This window comes from Pseudanabaena sp. Chao 1811, from assembly GCF_027942295.1.
In the GTDB taxonomy this organism is placed as follows: domain Bacteria; phylum Cyanobacteriota; class Cyanobacteriia; order Pseudanabaenales; family Pseudanabaenaceae; genus Pseudanabaena.
Genome location: NZ_CP101416.1, coordinates 3836101 through 3854510 on the forward strand (window position 1 = coordinate 3836101; position 18410 = coordinate 3854510).

General features: G+C 43.4%; 22 protein-coding genes and 1 pseudogene. 13 read left to right on the plus strand and 10 right to left on the minus strand.

Annotation, left to right across the window (positions count from 1 at the left end; translation table 11 throughout):
• Nucleotides 1–6: 6 nt before the first annotated feature.
• Entirely contained in the window at nt 7–720 is a 714-nt protein-coding gene (locus NMG48_RS17615) for a biotin--[acetyl-CoA-carboxylase] ligase (RefSeq protein WP_271252752.1), read from the minus strand.
• A 188-nt stretch (nt 721–908) separates the two neighbouring features.
• Between NMG48_RS17615 and NMG48_RS17620 the strand changes: the two genes are divergently transcribed.
• Nucleotides 909–2594 carry a S8 family serine peptidase gene (locus NMG48_RS17620; protein ID WP_271252753.1) on the plus strand — a complete coding sequence of 562 codons (1686 nt, stop codon included), beginning with the start codon at nt 909–911 and terminating at the stop codon, nt 2592–2594.
• A 49-nt stretch (nt 2595–2643) separates the two neighbouring features.
• Here the strand turns inward: NMG48_RS17620 and NMG48_RS17625 are convergent, their stop codons facing one another.
• On the minus strand, nt 2644–3228 hold the full coding sequence (locus NMG48_RS17625; protein ID WP_271252754.1) for a hypothetical protein: 585 nt from the start codon (nt 3226–3228) through the stop codon (nt 2644–2646).
• A 384-nt stretch (nt 3229–3612) separates the two neighbouring features.
• On the opposite strand from NMG48_RS17625, the gene NMG48_RS17630 reads away from it, so the two are divergent.
• From NMG48_RS17630 to atpA, 7 genes are all read left to right on the plus strand, one after another.
• Complete coding sequence (locus NMG48_RS17630) at nt 3613–4047, plus strand: ATP synthase subunit I (protein ID WP_271252755.1); 435 nt, start codon at nt 3613–3615, stop codon at nt 4045–4047.
• A 32-nt stretch (nt 4048–4079) separates the two neighbouring features.
• Nucleotides 4080–4841, plus strand: coding sequence for a F0F1 ATP synthase subunit A (atpB, locus tag NMG48_RS17635; protein ID WP_126387012.1), 762 nt, complete (start codon nt 4080–4082; stop codon nt 4839–4841).
• Nucleotides 4842–4974: 133 nt separating this feature from the next.
• On the plus strand, nt 4975–5220 hold the full coding sequence (atpE, locus tag NMG48_RS17640) for an ATP synthase F0 subunit C (protein WP_126390241.1): 246 nt from the start codon (nt 4975–4977) through the stop codon (nt 5218–5220).
• A gap of 82 nt (nt 5221–5302) precedes the next feature.
• Nucleotides 5303–5800: a F0F1 ATP synthase subunit B' gene (locus tag NMG48_RS17645; protein WP_126387013.1), complete on the plus strand. Its 498-nt coding sequence runs from the start codon at nt 5303–5305 to the stop codon at nt 5798–5800.
• Nucleotides 5801–5866: 66 nt separating this feature from the next.
• Nucleotides 5867–6400, plus strand: a complete 534-nt coding sequence (locus NMG48_RS17650; protein ID WP_174235261.1) for a F0F1 ATP synthase subunit B — start codon at nt 5867–5869, stop codon at nt 6398–6400.
• Nucleotides 6401–6408: 8 nt separating this feature from the next.
• On the plus strand, nt 6409–6963 hold the full coding sequence (gene atpH, locus NMG48_RS17655) for an ATP synthase F1 subunit delta (RefSeq protein ID WP_126387014.1): 555 nt from the start codon (nt 6409–6411) through the stop codon (nt 6961–6963).
• 159 nt (nt 6964–7122) lie between these two features.
• Entirely contained in the window at nt 7123–8640 is a 1518-nt protein-coding gene (atpA, locus tag NMG48_RS17660) for a F0F1 ATP synthase subunit alpha (RefSeq protein ID WP_126387015.1), read from the plus strand.
• A gap of 209 nt (nt 8641–8849) precedes the next feature.
• On the opposite strand, the gene NMG48_RS17665 is transcribed toward atpA, so the two are convergent.
• The 3 genes from NMG48_RS17665 to NMG48_RS17675 form a co-directional block, all read right to left on the minus strand.
• On the minus strand, nt 8850–9272 hold the full coding sequence (locus NMG48_RS17665; RefSeq protein ID WP_271252756.1) for a type II toxin-antitoxin system VapC family toxin: 423 nt from the start codon (nt 9270–9272) through the stop codon (nt 8850–8852).
• Entirely contained in the window at nt 9269–9574 is a 306-nt protein-coding gene (locus NMG48_RS17670) for a FitA-like ribbon-helix-helix domain-containing protein (RefSeq protein WP_271252757.1), read from the minus strand. The genes NMG48_RS17665 and NMG48_RS17670 overlap by 4 nt, the downstream gene beginning before the upstream one ends.
• A 187-nt stretch (nt 9575–9761) precedes the next feature.
• Nucleotides 9762–10025 (minus strand): type II toxin-antitoxin system Phd/YefM family antitoxin, encoded by a 264-nt coding sequence (locus NMG48_RS17675; RefSeq protein WP_271252758.1) that lies wholly within the window; start codon nt 10023–10025, stop codon nt 9762–9764.
• A gap of 217 nt (nt 10026–10242) precedes the next feature.
• Between NMG48_RS17675 and NMG48_RS17680 the strand changes: the two genes are divergently transcribed.
• Together NMG48_RS17680 and NMG48_RS17685 are read left to right on the plus strand one after the other, a co-directional pair.
• Nucleotides 10243–10560, plus strand: coding sequence for a DUF433 domain-containing protein (locus tag NMG48_RS17680; protein WP_211167851.1), 318 nt, complete (start codon nt 10243–10245; stop codon nt 10558–10560).
• Entirely contained in the window at nt 10557–10967 is a 411-nt protein-coding gene (locus NMG48_RS17685; protein WP_271252759.1) for a hypothetical protein, read from the plus strand. Before NMG48_RS17680 ends, NMG48_RS17685 begins: the two co-directional genes overlap by 4 nt.
• An 81-nt stretch (nt 10968–11048) precedes the next feature.
• On the opposite strand, the gene NMG48_RS17690 is transcribed toward NMG48_RS17685, so the two are convergent.
• From NMG48_RS17690 to NMG48_RS17705, 4 genes and pseudogenes are all read right to left on the minus strand, one after another.
• A complete protein-coding gene (locus NMG48_RS17690) occupies nt 11049–11393 on the minus strand; it encodes a XisI protein (RefSeq protein WP_271252760.1) in 345 nt (114 codons plus the stop codon).
• Nucleotides 11381–11470: pseudogene (locus NMG48_RS17695) on the minus strand (fatty-acid oxidation protein subunit alpha); the annotation flags it as partial. The pseudogene NMG48_RS17695 and the gene NMG48_RS17690, both read right to left, overlap by 13 nt.
• Nucleotides 11471–11715: 245 nt before the next feature.
• On the minus strand, nt 11716–14013 hold the full coding sequence (gene fxsT / locus NMG48_RS17700; protein ID WP_271252761.1) for an FxSxx-COOH system tetratricopeptide repeat protein: 2298 nt from the start codon (nt 14011–14013) through the stop codon (nt 11716–11718).
• Between the two features lie 63 nt (nt 14014–14076).
• Entirely contained in the window at nt 14077–14523 is a 447-nt protein-coding gene (locus tag NMG48_RS17705) for a hypothetical protein (protein WP_271252762.1), read from the minus strand.
• Nucleotides 14524–14719: 196 nt separating this feature from the next.
• Between NMG48_RS17705 and NMG48_RS17710 the strand changes: the two genes are divergently transcribed.
• Nucleotides 14720–15664, plus strand: a complete 945-nt coding sequence (locus tag NMG48_RS17710) for a glycosyltransferase family 9 protein (protein WP_271252763.1) — start codon at nt 14720–14722, stop codon at nt 15662–15664.
• 43 nt (nt 15665–15707) lie between these two features.
• Here the strand turns inward: NMG48_RS17710 and NMG48_RS17715 are convergent, their stop codons facing one another.
• Entirely contained in the window at nt 15708–16388 is a 681-nt protein-coding gene (locus NMG48_RS17715; RefSeq protein ID WP_271252764.1) for a pentapeptide repeat-containing protein, read from the minus strand.
• 235 nt (nt 16389–16623) lie between these two features.
• Between NMG48_RS17715 and NMG48_RS17720 the strand changes: the two genes are divergently transcribed.
• Nucleotides 16624–17529 (plus strand): hypothetical protein, encoded by a 906-nt coding sequence (locus NMG48_RS17720; RefSeq protein ID WP_271252765.1) that lies wholly within the window; start codon nt 16624–16626, stop codon nt 17527–17529.
• A gap of 38 nt (nt 17530–17567) precedes the next feature.
• Nucleotides 17568–18353, plus strand: coding sequence for a M48 family metallopeptidase (locus NMG48_RS17725; protein ID WP_271252766.1), 786 nt, complete (start codon nt 17568–17570; stop codon nt 18351–18353).
• Nucleotides 18354–18410 lie beyond the last annotated feature (57 nt).

The following is an 18410-nucleotide window of genomic DNA, read 5'->3' on the forward strand; positions in this document are numbered from 1 at the left end:
TTGAGTCTACTGATAGCCGACAGAAAAGTTTTGAGGCTGATAGATCGCATCTTGGGTGTTGCCCTCCCATCTTACTACCAGTTCGCCTGTTGGTCTAATGTCGATAATTTGACCTTGAAGTTCCCGACCGTCAATCGTTTTACGCACATAGCGTTCACTTAGCATCTCTAAATATTCCGCCAAAAGGCTGGTGATCCCTTCGCGATCGCAACGAGTTTGCCCCATTTCAATCCCCGTTAGCACCACTTCGATTAATTCATCCATACTTGATAAAGTCGTTGGCAACTCACCTAAAGCGATCGCACCATCAGGAACTTCATTTGTCCAGTTAATCCCAATCCCCACCACCGCATAGAGGATTTTGTTTGCCTCAATCTTGGTTTCGGTGAGAATGCCTCCCAACTTACGGCGATCGATTAACAAATCATTGAGCCATTTCAGCTTCACATTTGCCCCTGTCTGATTCAGAGCCTTAGCAATGCCCCAAGCTGTCCATAGCGTAATTTGATGCGCCTGAGATGCAGCTAAATTAGGTTGCAAGATCACGGACATGAATAGTCCACCGAGATCTGACTGCCAACTATGTCCGCGTTGTCCCCTTCCCTTAGTTTGGCGTTTGGCAATAATTACAGTATTTACAGAATCCTGATGACGCTCAAGCAGTCGCCATGCCTCACTATTAGTCGAGTCAATTTCTGCATATCTAATTACGGTAAACATTGGACGATGCAATACAGGAGTAAGCAATTTAATAAAAAAACGATTTTACTGCATGGATTCGCCTCACTCCAAAAATCGGGGCTTTATTTTACTGTGCGACCCTAAGCAATGCTTAGATATGGAAATTTGTGATTATCCTAGTAAATGTTTGGTGCAAAATCCTGTAGGCAAAAATAAGGAAAGTAAAGATGCGTAGATTAGGTTGGTTTGTCGGTTGGATTTTGCTCAATATTTCCTCCCATATTGCCACTAGCCCCACCAGTTGGGCTTTAGACAAATCAGTCGATCGCCAAGGGATTGATGCACGTGTTTTACAAAAAACGCCCTATAACCTCACAGGCAAAAATGTATTTATTGGGCAAGTTGAACTCAGCCGCCCTACTCGATTTGCTGTCGATAAAATATCGAACAAACTTTTGCAAATTGATCGCGCGATCGTCCAACCTTACGAAGTATTTTTTCGTGATGGTAAAGCTATCCCCAATAAAAATCTAGACGATCACTCGGCTCAAGTTGCAGCCGTGATCATTAGTCAAGACAAAATTCGGCGGGGAATTGCCCCCGATGCTAAGCTACTTTCTTCAGCATATTCACAGCGTCGGCAAGATGGACAGCCCGAAGCTTGTCTAGCAGCTCAGTATGTCGCTCGACAATATAACAGCACCGTTCGCGCCATCAATTTTAGCTTTGGCGAACTACTAAGTGAAGATCCAAGACCCAAACCACTTTTAGATGGTAATGCTCTGCTTACCCTCTGCGTTGATTGGGTAGCCAACAACTACAACACCTTGCCCATAGTTGCAGGCAATCAAGGCAAAGGAGGTATCCCCATTCCCACGGATCTATATAACGGTTTTACAGTCGGCTTTACTCGCGAGGTCGATGGCATTTACCGTCAAGCTGATCGCGGCAATCTCATTGATGAACCCTTCATTGATCGCAATGACAATGGCAAATACGATCAAGGAGAAGTATTCAGTGATCTGAATAAAGACGGCAAATGGACAGCAGGTGTAGAAAGCCCCATTAATAGCAGGCGATCGCTTGCACTCCTTGCCCCCGGGAATAACCTCAAGCTCCCTACGCTCCAGAGTAAATTTAAAAATGCCAATGGCTCCAGTTTTGCCGCCCCCCATGTCGTCGGTACGATCGCCCTTTTACATGAATATGCCAATCGCCAAATTGAAGCTGGCAACTGGAGCATTGATGCGCGTCGTCACGAATTGATCAAAGCTGTCTTGATCAACTCTGCGGATAAAATCCAAGATCAAGGGGATGGCAAAATTCTCGGCATGTCTAAAACTATTCTCGATGCCTTTGGTAAAACATGGATTGACACCGAAGCCTACGTCAGTCGGACTATTCCCCTCAGTCGGTACCTTGGCGCAGGACAACTCAATGCCCATCGGGCTTTTCTGCAATACCAAGCAGGACAGCAATTGCCCAATACTTCTCAAAACAATATTTCAGAAAATATCAAAGCGATCGGATGGGACACCAATATTGTCGAAGTTGATCAATACCAAGACTACGTGTTTGCCAAACCTCTAGAAGCTGATAGCTATATCTCGGCGACTTTAACTTGGGATCGTCAGGTCAAACTCAATGATAAAAATGGCAATGGTTTATTTGATATTGGTGAAAGTTTTACCGACGAAGGCTTTAATAAACTCGAATTGTATTTAATGCGATCGCAAGATACCGATATTTCTCAAAGTATTTGGTCATCGGTTAGCCAAGTTGACAACTTACAGCATATTTTTATCAAAATCCCATCTACAGACAAATACAAACTCCGAGTTGTATTTAAGTCTCCTCAAAAAAATTCACCAAGCCAACGTTACGGTTTAGCTTGGTGGGCAAAAAATTCTTAAAAGTCAAATAGAGGGTCGCGCCGCGACTCTCTATTTGACTTTTGTTTTTTTAAGGTGTAGCGGCACTGGGGCGCACATACTGAGCATCAACAAAACCTAGCTCAAATAATTGTTGATAAGCCTGTTGTCCCAACTCTCTGGTTGGCGCTTGGCTACGGATCAATTGCACCAATAGAGGTATTGCCAATTCAGGCTGATTCTTAGCACGATAGACCACCGCAAGCTGGTAGGTCGCATCATCCCGTAACTGAGCCGTTTGCAAAGCCTTCCGACGATGACTATCAGAGATGCGATTATCAATACCAGAAAAGCTTGTCGTTAGCTCTTGATAAAAATTTGATAATTGATTAAATACTTGACGAGCATCTTGCAGCTTGGTCACAGCCAAATCATAGTTTTGTTGACTGACTGCGGCGGCTGACTCCGCTACCAATCGCTGACCACCTGAAATACTAAATACACTATTTTCAAGGGCATTAGGTTTAGGAGATTCTACAGGCTGGGATTGAGGCTTCTGTGGCGAAGCATTTTGCGCGATCGCCCCTAAAGGCAACAAAGCAGCAGAGGAAATAACAGACAAAACTGCGGCTTGGAAAGCAAACTGAAACGAGCGGGGCTTAGCAGGTGTGGACATAGGTTGCAAATTCTGAATGCTCACAAAAAGTAATGAATTTTAGATGAATGCTGAGAGTGCTTAAAATCTTAAAAATTTTTCGACAAAATTTTAAGAAATCTTTAGAAAACTTGGCAACATTTAGTCTAAAACTTTTTGCTATGGTAACACCCCAACATAGACGAAATACCTAGTTAAAAATATCCGCCAAAAAGTATAGGAGCAGGCTTCACACTCCTACTTACTTATTTGTTGAAGAGTTGTAAAGCAAATGTGACATCTTGCGTGATATGCTTAGCAACGGTGTAGGCAGCTACATCCAAGTTTTTGGATACCCATTTGAGTACTGTCTTAAGTACTGGTTCTTCACTCAAAATAATCAGCAATTTTCGCTAAAAGTCAACAGTGAAGATTATCCCCGCAAAAAACAGTACAGCTTCGCAGACGGTTGCCGAAAACTCCTCCGTATCAGTTACTGATGCTCTGGAAGAATACAACCGCCTTAAGAAGAAGCTGTTAGTACTAACCCTTGCCTCTGGATTGATTATCGGTCTAGTGGTCTGGTGCGTGTATGGACAAAAAATTGCACTTAGCTATTTTATAGGCGCATTGTTTGGCGCTATCTATCTCAGAATGTTAGCTAAAGGAGTAGATCGGCTTGGAAAGCAGTCCAAGCGTCTCGGTTATGCTCGATTTGGTGTATTTGTCATCCTGATTGCGATCGCTGCCAAGTCCGAACAATTGCAGGTTTTACCCGCTTTTTTTGGATTTATGACCTATAAGATTGCTGTAATTGCGATTCTTGCTCAAGATCTGACAAGTAAGTCCGATTCTCGCTGATTTGACCTCCTATAGGTTGTAACATATCGAACATGATCGATCCATTAATTTTTAGCCAACAAAACAGTTTCGCCGCGCTAGAAGTGGGCAAACACCTTTATTGGCAGTTCGGCAACCTAGCGGTACACGCTCAAGTATTAATCGTGAGTTGGATCGTAATGGGCGTAGTCATCGTTGCTGCACTTATTGCGTCCAGCACCGCCAAAGCCGACCAACGTGTTCCCGCAGGTTTTCAAAATTTCATGGAATACGCTCTGGAGTACGTCCAGAGCATTGCCAAAGACCAAATCGGCGAGAAGCATTATAGAGAATGGGTACCATTTGTTGGTAGTCTGTTCTTGTTTATCTTCGTATCAAATTGGTCAGGGGCATTAATTCCTTGGAAGCTAATTAAATTGCCAGAAGGTGAGCTTGCCGCTCCTACTGGTGATATTAACACCACTGTCGCACTGGCTCTGTTAGTCTCCCTAGCCTATTTCTACGGCGGATTGAAGAAGCGTGGACTGGAATTCTTTACCAGATACGTTCAAGCGTCTCCATTCCTTCTTCCTTTATGGGTTCTAGAAGATTTCACCAAGCCTCTATCCCTAAGCTTCCGTCTTTTCGGAAACATCCTCGCTGATGAGCTAGTGGTAGGTGTTATGGTTCTCTTAGTACCTCTATTCGTTCCTTTACCATTGATGGTTTTAGGACTCTTTACTAGTGCAATCCAAGCACTGATTTTCTCAACATTGGCAGCATCTTACATTGGTGAAGCAATGGAAGGTCATGGCGATGAAGGTCATGAGCATTAGATAGTATCAAATCTATTTAATTTTCTCTTTGAGATCTTCACTTTTGACTTCTCTATAACTTCGCAGGTGTATATCTGCTGTGTTAAATAAATTCTACTCTCAACAAATTAACTAAAAAGTAAGTAAAAACATGATTGATCCATTAGTAGCATCAGCTTCTGTAGTCGCCGCTAGTATTGCTGTTGGTCTTGGCGCAGTTGGACCTGGTATCGGACAAGGTACTGCTGCTAGCCGCGCTGTTGAAGGTATCGCACGTCAACCTGAAGCAGAAGGCAAAATCCGTGGTACTTTGCTTTTGAGCTTTGCGTTTATGGAAGCTCTTACCATTTATGGTCTAGTTATTGCTCTAATCTTACTTTTTGCCAACCCTTTTGCCTAAGAGCTAATTCACAAGAAGCTATGAGTACTTGCTCCTAGCTTCTTATTGACTCTAGCAACCGAATTTTTTTGGCAAAATACCTATGATACTTTTGAACTTTGTCTCAAATGTTCTGCTTGCTGCGGAAGCTGTTGAGCAGAAAGGTGGATTATTTGACGTTAATGCCACTCTCCCAATTATGGCGGTGCAGTTCATCGTCTTTGTCGCTATCCTCAACGTTATCTTCTTTAAGCCTCTAACCAAAGCGATCGATGATCGCGATGATTATGTTAGAGCGCAGATTATAGGCGCGAAGGAGCGTCTAGAGAAGTCAGAACTAGTTGTAAAGCAATATGAGCAAGAGCTAGCTGCTGCTCGTAAGGCAACTCAAAATGTTTTGGCTAATGCTCAAGCGAGTGCAAATAAGATTCGCAAAGAACGTATTGACGCAGCTACGGCAGAAGCAAGAGCAAAAGTTGCTAGTGCGAAAGCTGAAATCGAAAAACAAAAGCAAGATGCCACAGCATCTTTAGATGCAGAAGTAGATTCACTCAGTCGCCAAGTTCTCGAAAAGCTACTAGGTAATTTAGTAAGATCCTAGTCTTCATAGTCCTATGATAGTTTCTGTCTGGCTTCTGGCTGATATTGAGTAATAGAAATAACGTTTATGATTAGCAATTTCGTTTTACTTGCTAGCGAAGCAGGCGAATCTTCAGGAATTCGGTTAAATACCGATATTCTTGAAACTAATGTAATTAACTTAGTAATTGTCCTAGCTTTTCTGGTATACGCAGGTCGCGGTTTTCTTGGCAAAATTCTTTCATCACGTTTAGAGTCGATTCAATCGGCGATCGCTGATGCAGAAAAGCGTCAAAATGAAGCTTCGGCTAAGCTTGCAGAGCAACAAAATAAATTGGCTCAGGCTCAGACTGAGGCAGAAAAATTGCGCCAGCAAGCTGAAATCGATGCGAAGAATGCGGCTGATTTAATTTTGGCGACGGTTGATGCTGATATTGCACGTTTGCATGAAGCTGCCGATCAAGAAATTGCTACTGAGCAAGAACGTGTCATTGTGCAATTGCGTCAGCAAGTTGCTGAAAAATCTCTTGCCAGTGTACAGGCTTATTTTGATCGTGGTTTGAGTGAAGATGCTCAGATCGAATTAATTGACCGTAGCATTGCCCTTTTGAGTTCTGACTAGGAGAAAACATGAAATCTAATTCTGTTAGTCAAGCGGTCGTTGCTCCCTATGCCGACGCTTTGATCTCTTTGGCTCAAGAGCAAAATAGTCTCGATGCGATCGCCAGAGATGTACGACTAATTGGCGATACTCTTAGCGATTCCGTTGAATTAAGCCAACTATTTGCAAGTCCTCTCATTGGTGCGGATGTCAAAAAAGGCGTAATTGAAAGTGTTTTTGGTTCGCAAGTAAATGCGTTTACCAAAAGCTTTTTACTTCTCTTAGTTGATCGCAAGCGCATCGCCTTCTTAAATGAGATCGTTCAACAGTTCCAAGCTCTATTGCGTGTGATTGATGGCGTTGCTCTTGCCGAAGTTACTTCTGCTTTTCAATTGAGCAGAGCGCAAGAAGATTCCTTACGCGATCGAGTCAAAAAATTGACTGGTGCTAAGGCAGTCGAACTTTCGATTACAGTTAATTCCGACTTAATTGGTGGTGTCATCATTAAGGTTGGTTCTCAGGTAGTAGATGCCAGCATTCGCGGACAACTACGTCGCATCAAGAGCAGCCTCGCTGCTGCCTAATAAGGAAAAGGGTAAAAGGCAAAGGGAAAAAGTTATTACCGATTCGCAATCACCAATTACCCATCACCAATTTCCAATAGCTAAAAGCTAATCACTAATAGCTAACCCCCTCAAATATTAAAAATAAAATCGATCGCTGATAACTGGTAAAACACAACTATGGTTAGCATCAGACCTGACGAAATAAGCAATATTATCAAGCAGCAAATTGCTAATTATAACCAAGAGCTGCAAGTTTCCAACGTTGGTACTGTCCTGCAAGTCGGTGACGGTATCGCTCGTGTCTATGGCTTGGAACAGTGCATGGCTGGCGAGTTGCTGGAATTTGAAGATGGTACTGTCGGCATTGCGCTGAACCTTGAAGAAGACAACGTTGGTGTTGTGTTGATGGGTGAAGGTCGTAAAATCGCTGAAGGTAGCTCTGTAAAGGCAACTGGTAGAATCGCACAGATTCCCGTAGGTGAAGCATTCATTGGTCGTGTTGTTGATGGTTTGGCTCAGCCTATCGATGGTAAGGGCGACATCAAATCAACCGAAACTCGTTTAATCGAATCCCCTGCTCCTGGCATTATTGCTCGTAAATCCGTATTTGAACCCCTCCAAACGGGTATTACTGCGATCGACGCAATGATTCCTGTTGGTCGTGGTCAACGCGAACTGATTATTGGCGACCGTCAAACAGGTAAAACTGCGGTGGCGATCGACACAATTATCAACCAAAAAGGTTTGGATTGTATCTGCGTATATGTAGCGATCGGTCAAAAGGCTTCCACCGTTGCTAACGTGGTTAACCAACTCCGTGAAAGCGGTGCAATGGAATACACCATCGTAGTTATGGCAAGTGCTAACGATCCTGCTACCTTGCAGTACCTTGCTCCTTATACTGGCGCAGCATTGGCTGAGTACTTCATGTACCAAGGCAAAGGCACTTTGATCGTCTATGATGACTTGTCGAAGCAAGCTCAAGCCTATCGTCAAATGTCTCTCTTGCTCCGTCGTCCACCAGGTCGTGAAGCATATCCTGGGGATGTATTCTACTTACACTCTCGCTTGCTCGAACGTGCAGCAAAGTTGAGTGATGAACTTGGTGGTGGTTCGATGACCGCATTGCCTATCATCGAAACCCAAGCTGGTGACGTATCTGCTTACATTCCTACCAACGTAATTTCGATTACCGATGGTCAAATCTTCTTATCTTCTGACTTGTTCAACGCTGGTATTCGTCCTGCGATCAACCCTGGTATCTCGGTATCCCGTGTTGGTTCTGCGGCACAAATCAAGGCAATGAAACAGGTTGCAGGTAAGATCAAGCTAGAACTAGCTCAGTACGATGACCTCGTAGCTTTCGCTCAGTTCGCGTCTGATTTGGATAAAACCACTCAAGCACAACTAGCTCGTGGTCAGCGTCTTCGCGAAATTCTCAAGCAACCACAATACTCTCCATTGCCCGTATGGGATCAAGTTGCGATTATCTACACCGCAATTAATGGCTATCTTGATGAATTGGAAGTTGAGCAAGTTGGTGCATTCAACAAGGGTCTGCGTAACTACTTGGCAACCAGCAAGCCTAAGTATTCCGAAATCGTTAAGGCTGAGAAGACCTTGACTAAGGATGCTGAAGCAATCTTGAAGGAAGCGATCGCTGAATACAAGAAAACATTTTTGGCTTCTGTCTAATCCACAAACAAGCTAATAAAAAAGAGGGCATATGCCCTCTTTTTTATTGGGGAGAATTTTAGTACAGGAAAAAAATTAGCCTACTAAGCCAATATCAACTCAGCGATCGCCTAAATCAAAACCCAAATATATTCGCGATCGCTTGCGTACTTTAACAATTACGGATGCGCGTAAAATCTCCCGTTATGATATTTCTGTGAAGCGATCGCTCAATAATTCCAAGGATTAATAATTGTGATTTGACAATCTAGGAAATCGTCAACATTGCGAGTTACGATCGCTGCATTATTAGCTAGACATATAGAGGCAATCAAAGCATCAGCTTGAGCTATTGGTTTCCCTTTTTTGCGGCGATCGCTTGTGATTTGAGCAAAACAGTTTGCTGAGTCTGAGTCAAAAAATAAAATCTGTCCCGCGAAGTCTTCATTAAACATAGCCTGTGCAGATTCTTGTAAAGCTTTGCTACGTTTACCTTCGGGCATAATAGCGATGCCACCAAGGATCTCGGCTTGGTTAATACTGGTGGTAAATAGGTTTTCTCTAGGCTGGGCAGCAACCCAAGATTTGACTGTTTGTGAACCTTGGGGCTTCATCAGTTCTGACAGGACGTTGGTATCAAGAACAATTTTCATAGATCGCCCATGTCAAATGTTGGTAAGGAACGCATGGGTTCTCTAGGCATTTCGGGAATTTCAAAGTCTCCAAAGTCTGCAAAGCGTCTATTAATGGCAGTGGCGAGGTCAGTATTGCTTGGCTTTTTGGGCGCTAATACGCTTTTGAGAATTGCCTTAATTTCAAGCTCGATGGTGCGACCATGTTGGGCGGCGCGTTGTTCTAACTGTTGGGCAATGTCTGGTTCTAGTTGATGAATAGTGATGGTTGACATGACGTTGGGGAGTAGTAGCAAGGTGTCACTAAAATTGTAACAATCCATTGCAGCCAAGTAAGCTTGAACTCTCCACGCTCGCCTTTATCGTCAAGTAGTTTTTACAGGTAAAGAAAGATTCTGGAGGCGATCGCCTAAATCAAAACCAAAATACACTCGCGATCTAGTCTATTTCTATTCTCCATAATGAGTTCTTGCACGAATCACTAAAATGACCAAATCTTCATTGTAGATTTCATACACAAGACGATCTGTATATCTGCTCCATGCTTACAGTTTCTCCTTCCAGATATTCTTGTCTTGCTATTTCGATTTGTTGGAGAATGTTAGGAGTTTGCATAATCATCGCGGTTTCCATAAGTGATTCCCATTCTTCTTGGGCAATCAAAATATAGCTGCGGTTTTCACTAACGATCGCTACGCCTTCAGATTCTTTTGTAGCCCGATCGCATAGTTCATCAAGGTTCTTTTTGGCATAATCAAAAGTAACTTGATACATATATTTTATTTGCCTAAGATACTTTTTTTGATTAGCTGCATTATATCATCAGGAGAAAATCGCCTATATCAAAACAAAAATACACTCGCGATCACCTGCTTTAGAAATTACAGATGCGCGTAAAATCTACTTGGATTGAGCGCAATTTTGCCGTGATATAATTACAAAAATACAGCTTTGGTATTGGCAAGAAGAAAGTTTATTATTGGCTTGACAGATGACTGTTTTAAAATCTTGGGATGAAAAAGTTTATATGCGATCGCTTGTCACTGAAATAATTAATGGCGAATCCTATAGCTACTATCCACTAGGGCAGTATGTTGTTCGGGCTATGGGGGTTTGTGGCGATCGCCCAACTTTTAAGTACACTCGGATTGAGATTGCGGGTGTGATGGAGCGATTAGCTAAGGGAGAAAATGTTGAAAGTATCGTGCTTGGTTTTCGGGGAAGGGTTTCGCGTGAGGCGATCGCTGAGGCGATTCAAGTTGTGACAACTCATTTTCTTGAGAGTCTTCCTATTTTGAGTGCAGCATGATTGTCCTTGACGAACAGCTTTTAGGAGCGAATCTGGAACAGGCGATCGGCAAGTGGTATCAGGGTAATGTTTGCTTTATTACGGACTTGCGACCTAATTCGATTATTAAAGATGAAGCGATTCCTATGTTGTTGCGAAAAGAAGCGCAACCCACTTTTATCACGATAAATGAGCGAGATTTTTGGCGAAAAGTGGCAGTAAGTGAATATTTTTGTATAGTCTGTTTTAATTTGCCAGATTCGCGTGCTTCCGAAATCTCTTTTCTACTCAGAAATCTCTTCCGTCACTCTGAATTTAATGTAAAAGCAAAGCGGATAGGAAAGGTGGTGAGGATTGCGGATAGTAGTGTTAGCTATTATTCTACTAGCAATAGAGAAATACAAGAATTTACTTTACAGATTCAGTAACAATTCCACGCCTAAATCAAAACCAAAATACATTCGCGATCGCTTTGCTGCTTTAAAATTTACAGATGTTTTTTGTGGTGATTAGGCGATCGCATAGCCTGATACTTGACGAATATAAACGGGCTGAAAACCGATGACGATATCTTCTTTGGGTACACCTTTCTCGACGAGGGATTGACCAATATCGAGTTCGGTATTGTTGATTTGAATCCAAATTTTGCCATTTTTAATATCTAAGTGCATGGAAACACCATAAACTCGTGTTTTTTGATCCCATCCCACACCTAATACTTGATAGTGATCGTGTTCTGTATCCGATAGAAACTGCATCTCGATCTCACCATGAGAGGGTTTGTAGGAGGCATAGTGTCCCAAAATCTCTTTGATAATGGTGCGATACTTGGCGAGTTTTTCTAGATTTTCCATGTGATAATTACCTCGTTTTCGATATCGTAAACAAAGATTTCCAATTTATATTCAGCAATAACCATATATGCAAACTCTTTTTGGAAAAAGCTTGCATACGCAGTATTGGGAACTGCTAAAAATAGTTTGCGTTTTTCCTTTTAACTTTTTCCTTTTTAGAAACCATTTAAGAATTGTAATCTTAGCCCCCCTAGCCCCCCAATTCTGGGGGGAACCAGATTCAAGTCCCCCAGAATTGGGGGATTTAGGGGGGCTATTGGTAGACTTTTAAACGAAATTTCATATGTCATGTAATTCTTAAATAGTTTCTTGGAGATCTGGGTCATTGCTGGAATAATCGCATTAATGCATCAGGATTATTTTGAATCATCTCTACTAAGGCGGTAGCATCTAAACCCGTAATTGCTTGCAGTTTCAGCAGCATCAATGCACTCATTACACTTTGAGTATAGGGATGATTTTCGCCAACGGTTGCCATCAAAATTGCTAACGCTTCTTGATACAGCGGTTCCGCTTCTTCATATCTCCCTTGCGATTTGTACAGCCCTGCGAGGTTGTTGAGACTGGATGCGACATCGGGATGGCGATCGCCTAACAGTTCTCGCATCAACTGCATCGCTTCTTGATACAGCGGTTCCGCTTCTTCATATCTCCCTTGCGATTTGTACAGCGCTGCGAGGTTGTTGAGACTGGATGCGACATCGGGATGGCGATCGCCTAACAGTTCTCGCATCAACTGCATCGCCTCTTGATACAGCGGTTCCGCTTCTTCATATCTACCTTGCGATTGGTACAGCGCTGCGAGGTTGTTGAGACTGGATGCGACATAGGGATGGCGATCGCCTAACAGTTCTCGCATCAACTGCATCGCCTCTTGATACAGCGGTTCCGCTTCTTCATATCTACCTTGCGATTTGTACAGCGCTGCGAGGTTGTTGAGACTGGATGCGACATAGGGATGGCGATCGCCTAACAGTTCTCGCATCAACTGCATCGCTTCTTGATACAGCGGTTCCGCTTCTTCATATCTACCTTGCGATTTGTACAGCGCTGCGAGGTTGTTGAGACTGGATGCGACATAGGGATGGCGATCGCCTAACAGTTCTCGCATCAACTGCATCGCTTCTTGATACAGCGGTTCCGCTTCTTCATATCTACCTTGCGATTTGTACAGCGCTGCGAGGTTGTTGAGACTGGATGCGACATAGGGATGGCGATCGCCTAACAGTTCTCGCCACAACTGCATCGCTTCTTGATATAGCGGTTCCGCTTCTTCATATCTCCCTTGCGATTCGTACAGCGCTGCGAGGTTGTTGAGACTGGATGCGACATCGGGATGGCGATCGCCTAACAGTTCTTGCGTAGCTTTCAAACATCTTAAATGCGAATCTTCTGCCAGTGTGTAGATTCCTTGTCCGTAATAAAACCTTCCAACCCCTCCAAATGCCCAATACAAATTGTTATCTTCTTCAGGATTGAGAATATCACCTAGCATTTCGCGGCTCAGCATATCCAAATGGGGAATCGCAGGGGCTACTTCTGCAATCAAATCTCGCGTTGGTGATTGGGGAATTTGTTTTGCTATAGCGAGCAAACTGTTTATAAATGCTTGACGAAACTGATGATTTTCTTCAGCTTTTAATAGCTTGGCTCCGAAGAACTCACGGACTAGCGTATGAATTTTATAAAAGTTGCATTCTTCATCAACTGGTTGAATCAAATGCAAACTGTCTAACTGCCCCCTTGCCTCATTGAGTTCTGCTTCTGTAATTTCGGCACTTGCCCCAATCTCAGCCACCAACTCCCACAAAATCTCAACAGGTGCAAACAGTCCTAACAGCATCGCCACTCTCTGAGAACCAGCACTAATGTCATCCCAACTCAGTTGGATTGCTGCCTCTACACCACGATAGCCATAGGACTTATAAGCGCTGCGATCTTTTGCAAGCGATGCATCCGCTAGATTTAACCTTTCGGTTAACTTCGCAAAGGTCAAATGGCGATTTTTAACCAGATATTCGCCCATCAACTCGATCGCCAAAGGCAAATAACCCAACTTTTTACATAGTTCCGCAACTACACGATTTTCCTTTTTAACCTTAGCAAGACCCACAAACTTGATAAACAAAGTTATCGCTTTGCCTTGGGTTAGCACCTTCAATAACAATTGCTTAAAATCTGACCTCAGCGATCTTTCCCGCGTCGTTACCAACACCTTTACCCTCGGAGCGATCGGCATCGCCAGATCAGGAATGCTCTCCGCCTTTGGCACATCATCGAGAATCACCAATAACTTGCCAGACTCAGGCAACCAGTTTTGCCAATACCATGCCGCCTGTTCATCCAGACTAGCCGACTGCATCGCTTCGGGTAAGTCCAGATAAGGACTAGCCATAGTCACCACAGCCTGAGCCAATCCCATCTCCCGCAAAGACAACCAATACCGCGCCACATATTCCTGTTGATAGCGAGTCGCATATTGCAGCGCTAGTTCAGTCTTACCGACACCACCCATCCCCTCCACTGCACAGACGATTACACCCTGACCTTCTTGCAACTTTGCATGAATTTCCGCAAGCTCATCCTCTCGCCCCACAAAGTTAGGCGAACCATGCCGCACATTACTAGGAATGCTCTTAGGAGAATTTAACTTTGTCCGCGCTCCCGATTCAGACGAGTTTAGTCAATCATCATCACTTGTCCCAAAATACATTTTTTCGGCAATGTATTGCTTTCCACCCTGCTCAGCCTTAGCCTGAACATTCATGTTGTTATCACCCGTGACATTCTGCACCATATTGCTATTGTCTTGCAGTTTGCCAGCTTGAATTTCTTTGGCTAGCACTTTCAACTGTTCGGCAAACTCTGGCTCATCATCTAGCACCACATCTAGATTTTTGGCAATAGTTGATATGGCAGTGCGATCGCCCTGCTCGGCTTTTGCCAATGCCTCATCCACCTTTGCCGACCTGCCACGCAGCTTATTCCAGATCGCTTGACGCAACTCATCCATCTTCGCGATCGCCTCAGCAGTGAACTTCTTTGCCAATTCACCAGCACCCGACTCGATAAACTTCTGAAAAGCCAAATTTGCGATCGCCCCAGCCGTCAACGTTAAAGGATCTGCCATATTAAAAAGCTAAGAAATTTGTGGTTATTATGATATAGCAATCAACTATTTTGCTCAATTACTTCAGTATTAACTACAAAAACTAGAGTAATCACCCAGATCGAAGCTAATTTAATTCTTGTATTAATGCTATCTGTATCAACTCCCAAAAACAAAGTAATATTACTTACGGTCTTCGTCTAGAGATGTATAAAATATGATGCGAATACTGGCATTGGTTCCAGGTGGGACTGGCGATCAGTTACTGTTTTTCCCGACACTGGATACCCTCAAACAACAGTATCCCAATGCCGAAATTGACGTGGTGGTTGAACCACGCGCGATCGCTACCTATCGCATTAGCCAAGTGGCAAATCGCGTACTTAAATTTGATTTTAACGATCGCAATTCTTTGGCAGATTTTGGCAACTTACTTGGGACAATCCGCGATCGCGAATATGATGCGGCAATTCTTACCCAGCCAAGCTTCTCGATTAATATCTTGTTATGGTTAAGTGGTATCCCCAAGCGGATCTCCTTTGCAGGGGCAGGCGACTTCTTGCTAACGGATATTATTCCCACAGCTCCTCAAGAATATTTAGCAGCACAGAATCATAGCTTGCTCATAGCACTAAATAATCAGCAACCATGTCCACCTATCAAGGTTAATCTCCCTAAAAATGATTTAGATTGGGCGGCAGGTGAACAAAAACGGCTTGGCATTCACCAAAGCGGTTTTATCTTGCTTAACTGTGGTGCTTATGCCAATTATCCTGCGGACAGTTGGGCAACAATTGCCAAAGACATTCAATCAAAATTGCCAAATTTACCGATTGTGGCGATCGATAGTGTCAATAATGCAGACTTGCTCAAGCAACTCACTACTAAAGTTCCAAATATTTTGATTACTAGCCCCACCGATATTGGTAAGCTCACAGCCATGATTGCCTCGGCAAATCTCTTTATTTGTGCGGAAGGCGATGCGATGCAGTTAGGTGTTGCGGTTGGCACTGCTTTAGTCGCGATTTTAGGAGCAAATACATCGGCGGCGACATTTTTGCCAATCCAAGAAAAGCGCGTGAAGTATGTGCAGGCTAGCAATGGTCAATCACTGAAAGATATCTCGCCTAAAATAGTCCTTGCCAAGATTTGGGAAGGATAGGAAAAAAGGCTTGCTTGGCGAGCCTTTTTTCTTGGAACGTTTGTCAACGTTTGGCATTTTCTAGAAGAGCGCCATCAAGTTTGGCAGCGTGAAGATCGGTGTTTCTCAGATCCGCTTCTTTGAGCTTTGCGCCATTAAAATCAGTTTTGCGTAAAACTGCTCCACTGAGATTGGCTCTGGTTAAATTTGCACCACTGAGATTTGCCCCACTTAACTCAGTTTCGCAGAGGGAGGCATTACTCAAATTTGCCCCATTCAAATTTGCCCCACAGAGATTTGCGTCACTAAGATCGGCATTAGTAAGATCTGCGCCACTCAAGTTAATTCCCATTAAATTGGCATTACGAAGGACTGCACCACTTAGGTTTGCACCACTGAGGTTTGCGAGACTGAGATTAACCGCACTGAGATTTGACAAGCTAAGATTTGCACCACTGAGGTTTGTCATGCAGAGCGTGACATCCTGAAATGTTGCCAGACTTAGATTTGCACCACTGAGATTGGCGAGGGTCATATTTGCTTCTCGGAGATTTGCACCCACTAAGTTTGCCCCACCCAGATTTGCTAAGCTGAGATCTGTACCACTAAAGTCAGCCTTACTAACTTCAGCATAGGCAAGATTTGCTTCGCTCAGGTCGATAGAGATGCGATACTCTTGCGATCGCCAAAAATTCCAACTACTTACCCCATTTTGTAGCTGAGTCAGATGTTCTTTATTTGCCACGATCTTACCTTCGCTTTTAAGTACGGCGATTAGTAAAAATTTACAGAAAGAAATTTATATAGTGCAGGCGGTATAGGCTACTGCTTCTACTCTATAGAATAAGTCAAGACTGAAAAAGTTTGATTTTGTCATGACAATTCGCAATATAAAGTGGTATATCTCAATCAATTATTGGCAACAAATTGCTGATCTAGATAGTGATAAACATAGCTGCTCTAGAGGGAACAGGTTTAGGATGATCAAATCGTTAATCTTCAATAGCAATTCATCATGGGTGATCGCTGCTAATTTTTTGCTCATGACTGGGTTTGCCTTCAGTGATATATCATCGGTGCGATCAATGGCGATCGCTGAACCCATTGCTCAAGCACCCTTACCGACAAACAATTGCTCCCAATTGACCAATCGCCGCTATGTGACTCTAATTGATCGCCCTGCCAATTCGCTGCCACAGTTGCCTCGATATTTAGTACTAGCCGCAGTACCTTGCAATTATCTCAATGGTTCGATGACCTTCTTCGGGGGATTTGATAACGTTAAGACCTCAGCATTTCGAGCAAGTCAACTACGTGAACTTGGACTAGATGCAGTTGTCTATTCCTTCAATGCCAAGGTGAGTGATGTGCCTGCCAATGTGCAGGCGGCGGCGGTTTTAGTAGAACTAAATAATGAGCCTAATGTAGTAATTCAGAAGGTGCAATCACTCACTGGCAAAAGTGCAGTTTTAGCAACCTTTGGCAATCGCTCGGTAATTGTCGCTGCCCCACTATCGAGTCAGCAAAGTGCCAATGCGATCGCTACATTACTACGTCGGCAAGGTTTTGCCGCACAGGTTATTAGTGCCGATATTATTGCCCCACCTAGTACCAATACAAGTAATACACCGCCCACTTCGGTTCCAATTTCTACCCCTTCTAACCCAACAACTAATACTAGACCTACCATTTATCGCGTGCTAGTTCCCAATAATACCGCCGACACCTTGAAAAAAATACGGGCATCTGCTCCCGATGCGTTTGTGACGATTTTTCGAGGGCAATCTTATATTCAGGTGCGTACCTATACCAACCGCGACAATGCCCACCGTGAACGCGATCGCTTAAATGCTATTTACGCAGGTACAATTCTGCTCCGAGACTAGCAACGACGATTAACTAAAGATTAGCTAAAAAATAACCCATGCCATCTATAGCATCTCGTTCTCAATCTTTAATTAATTCGCAAATTAATTTAGAAAGCAATCCAGATTTGCCAGCCTATACTGTGCGTGTAAGCGATCGCGCTAAGTGTGTACGCCTTGCCCTCTCTGTCGAAAATGGGTTAGAGGTAGTTGTCCCTGCTAATTACGATCACCTCAAGATCCCTGAAATCATTCACCAAAAACGTAATTGGATCAATCGCAATCAGCGCAAACTCAATGAGCGGGAGGCATTTTTTCAGTCCCAATCCCCCCATGAACTCCCAGATCGACTTAAGCTGCGATCACTAGGCGAAGAATGGCAAATTGTATATCAGCAAACTGTCACCAGATTTGGCTCGATCACCATCAAAGAGAACAGAGAGCAGCTTCAGTTGGTGATCAGTGGCGATATTACTGATGTCAGATCCTGCAAGGCTCTAATTAAACAATGGTTAATGAAAACAGCAGAAAAGCAATTGTTTAGTTGGTTACGCAGACTTAGCCTTCAGACCAATTTGCCCTATCGCACAACTGCAATCCGTGGTCAAAAAACTTTGTGGGGTAGCTGCTCTAGCGATCGTAATATTAGCCTCAACTATAAACTTCTATTTCTCGAAGCTCAAGTTGTGGAATATGTGTTGATCCATGAGTTATGCCATACCGTTCATATGAATCATTCAGCCAAATTTTGGAAGTTGGTCAGTAAGTTTGAGCCAAATTACAAAACCATCGATAAATCCCTCAATCAAGCATGGCAGATTATTCCTGCATGGTTGAGTTTGTAAGCCATCCTAAAATGAGTTACACCTTCGGGACGCTCTTTTAAAAAATTTGAATCATAC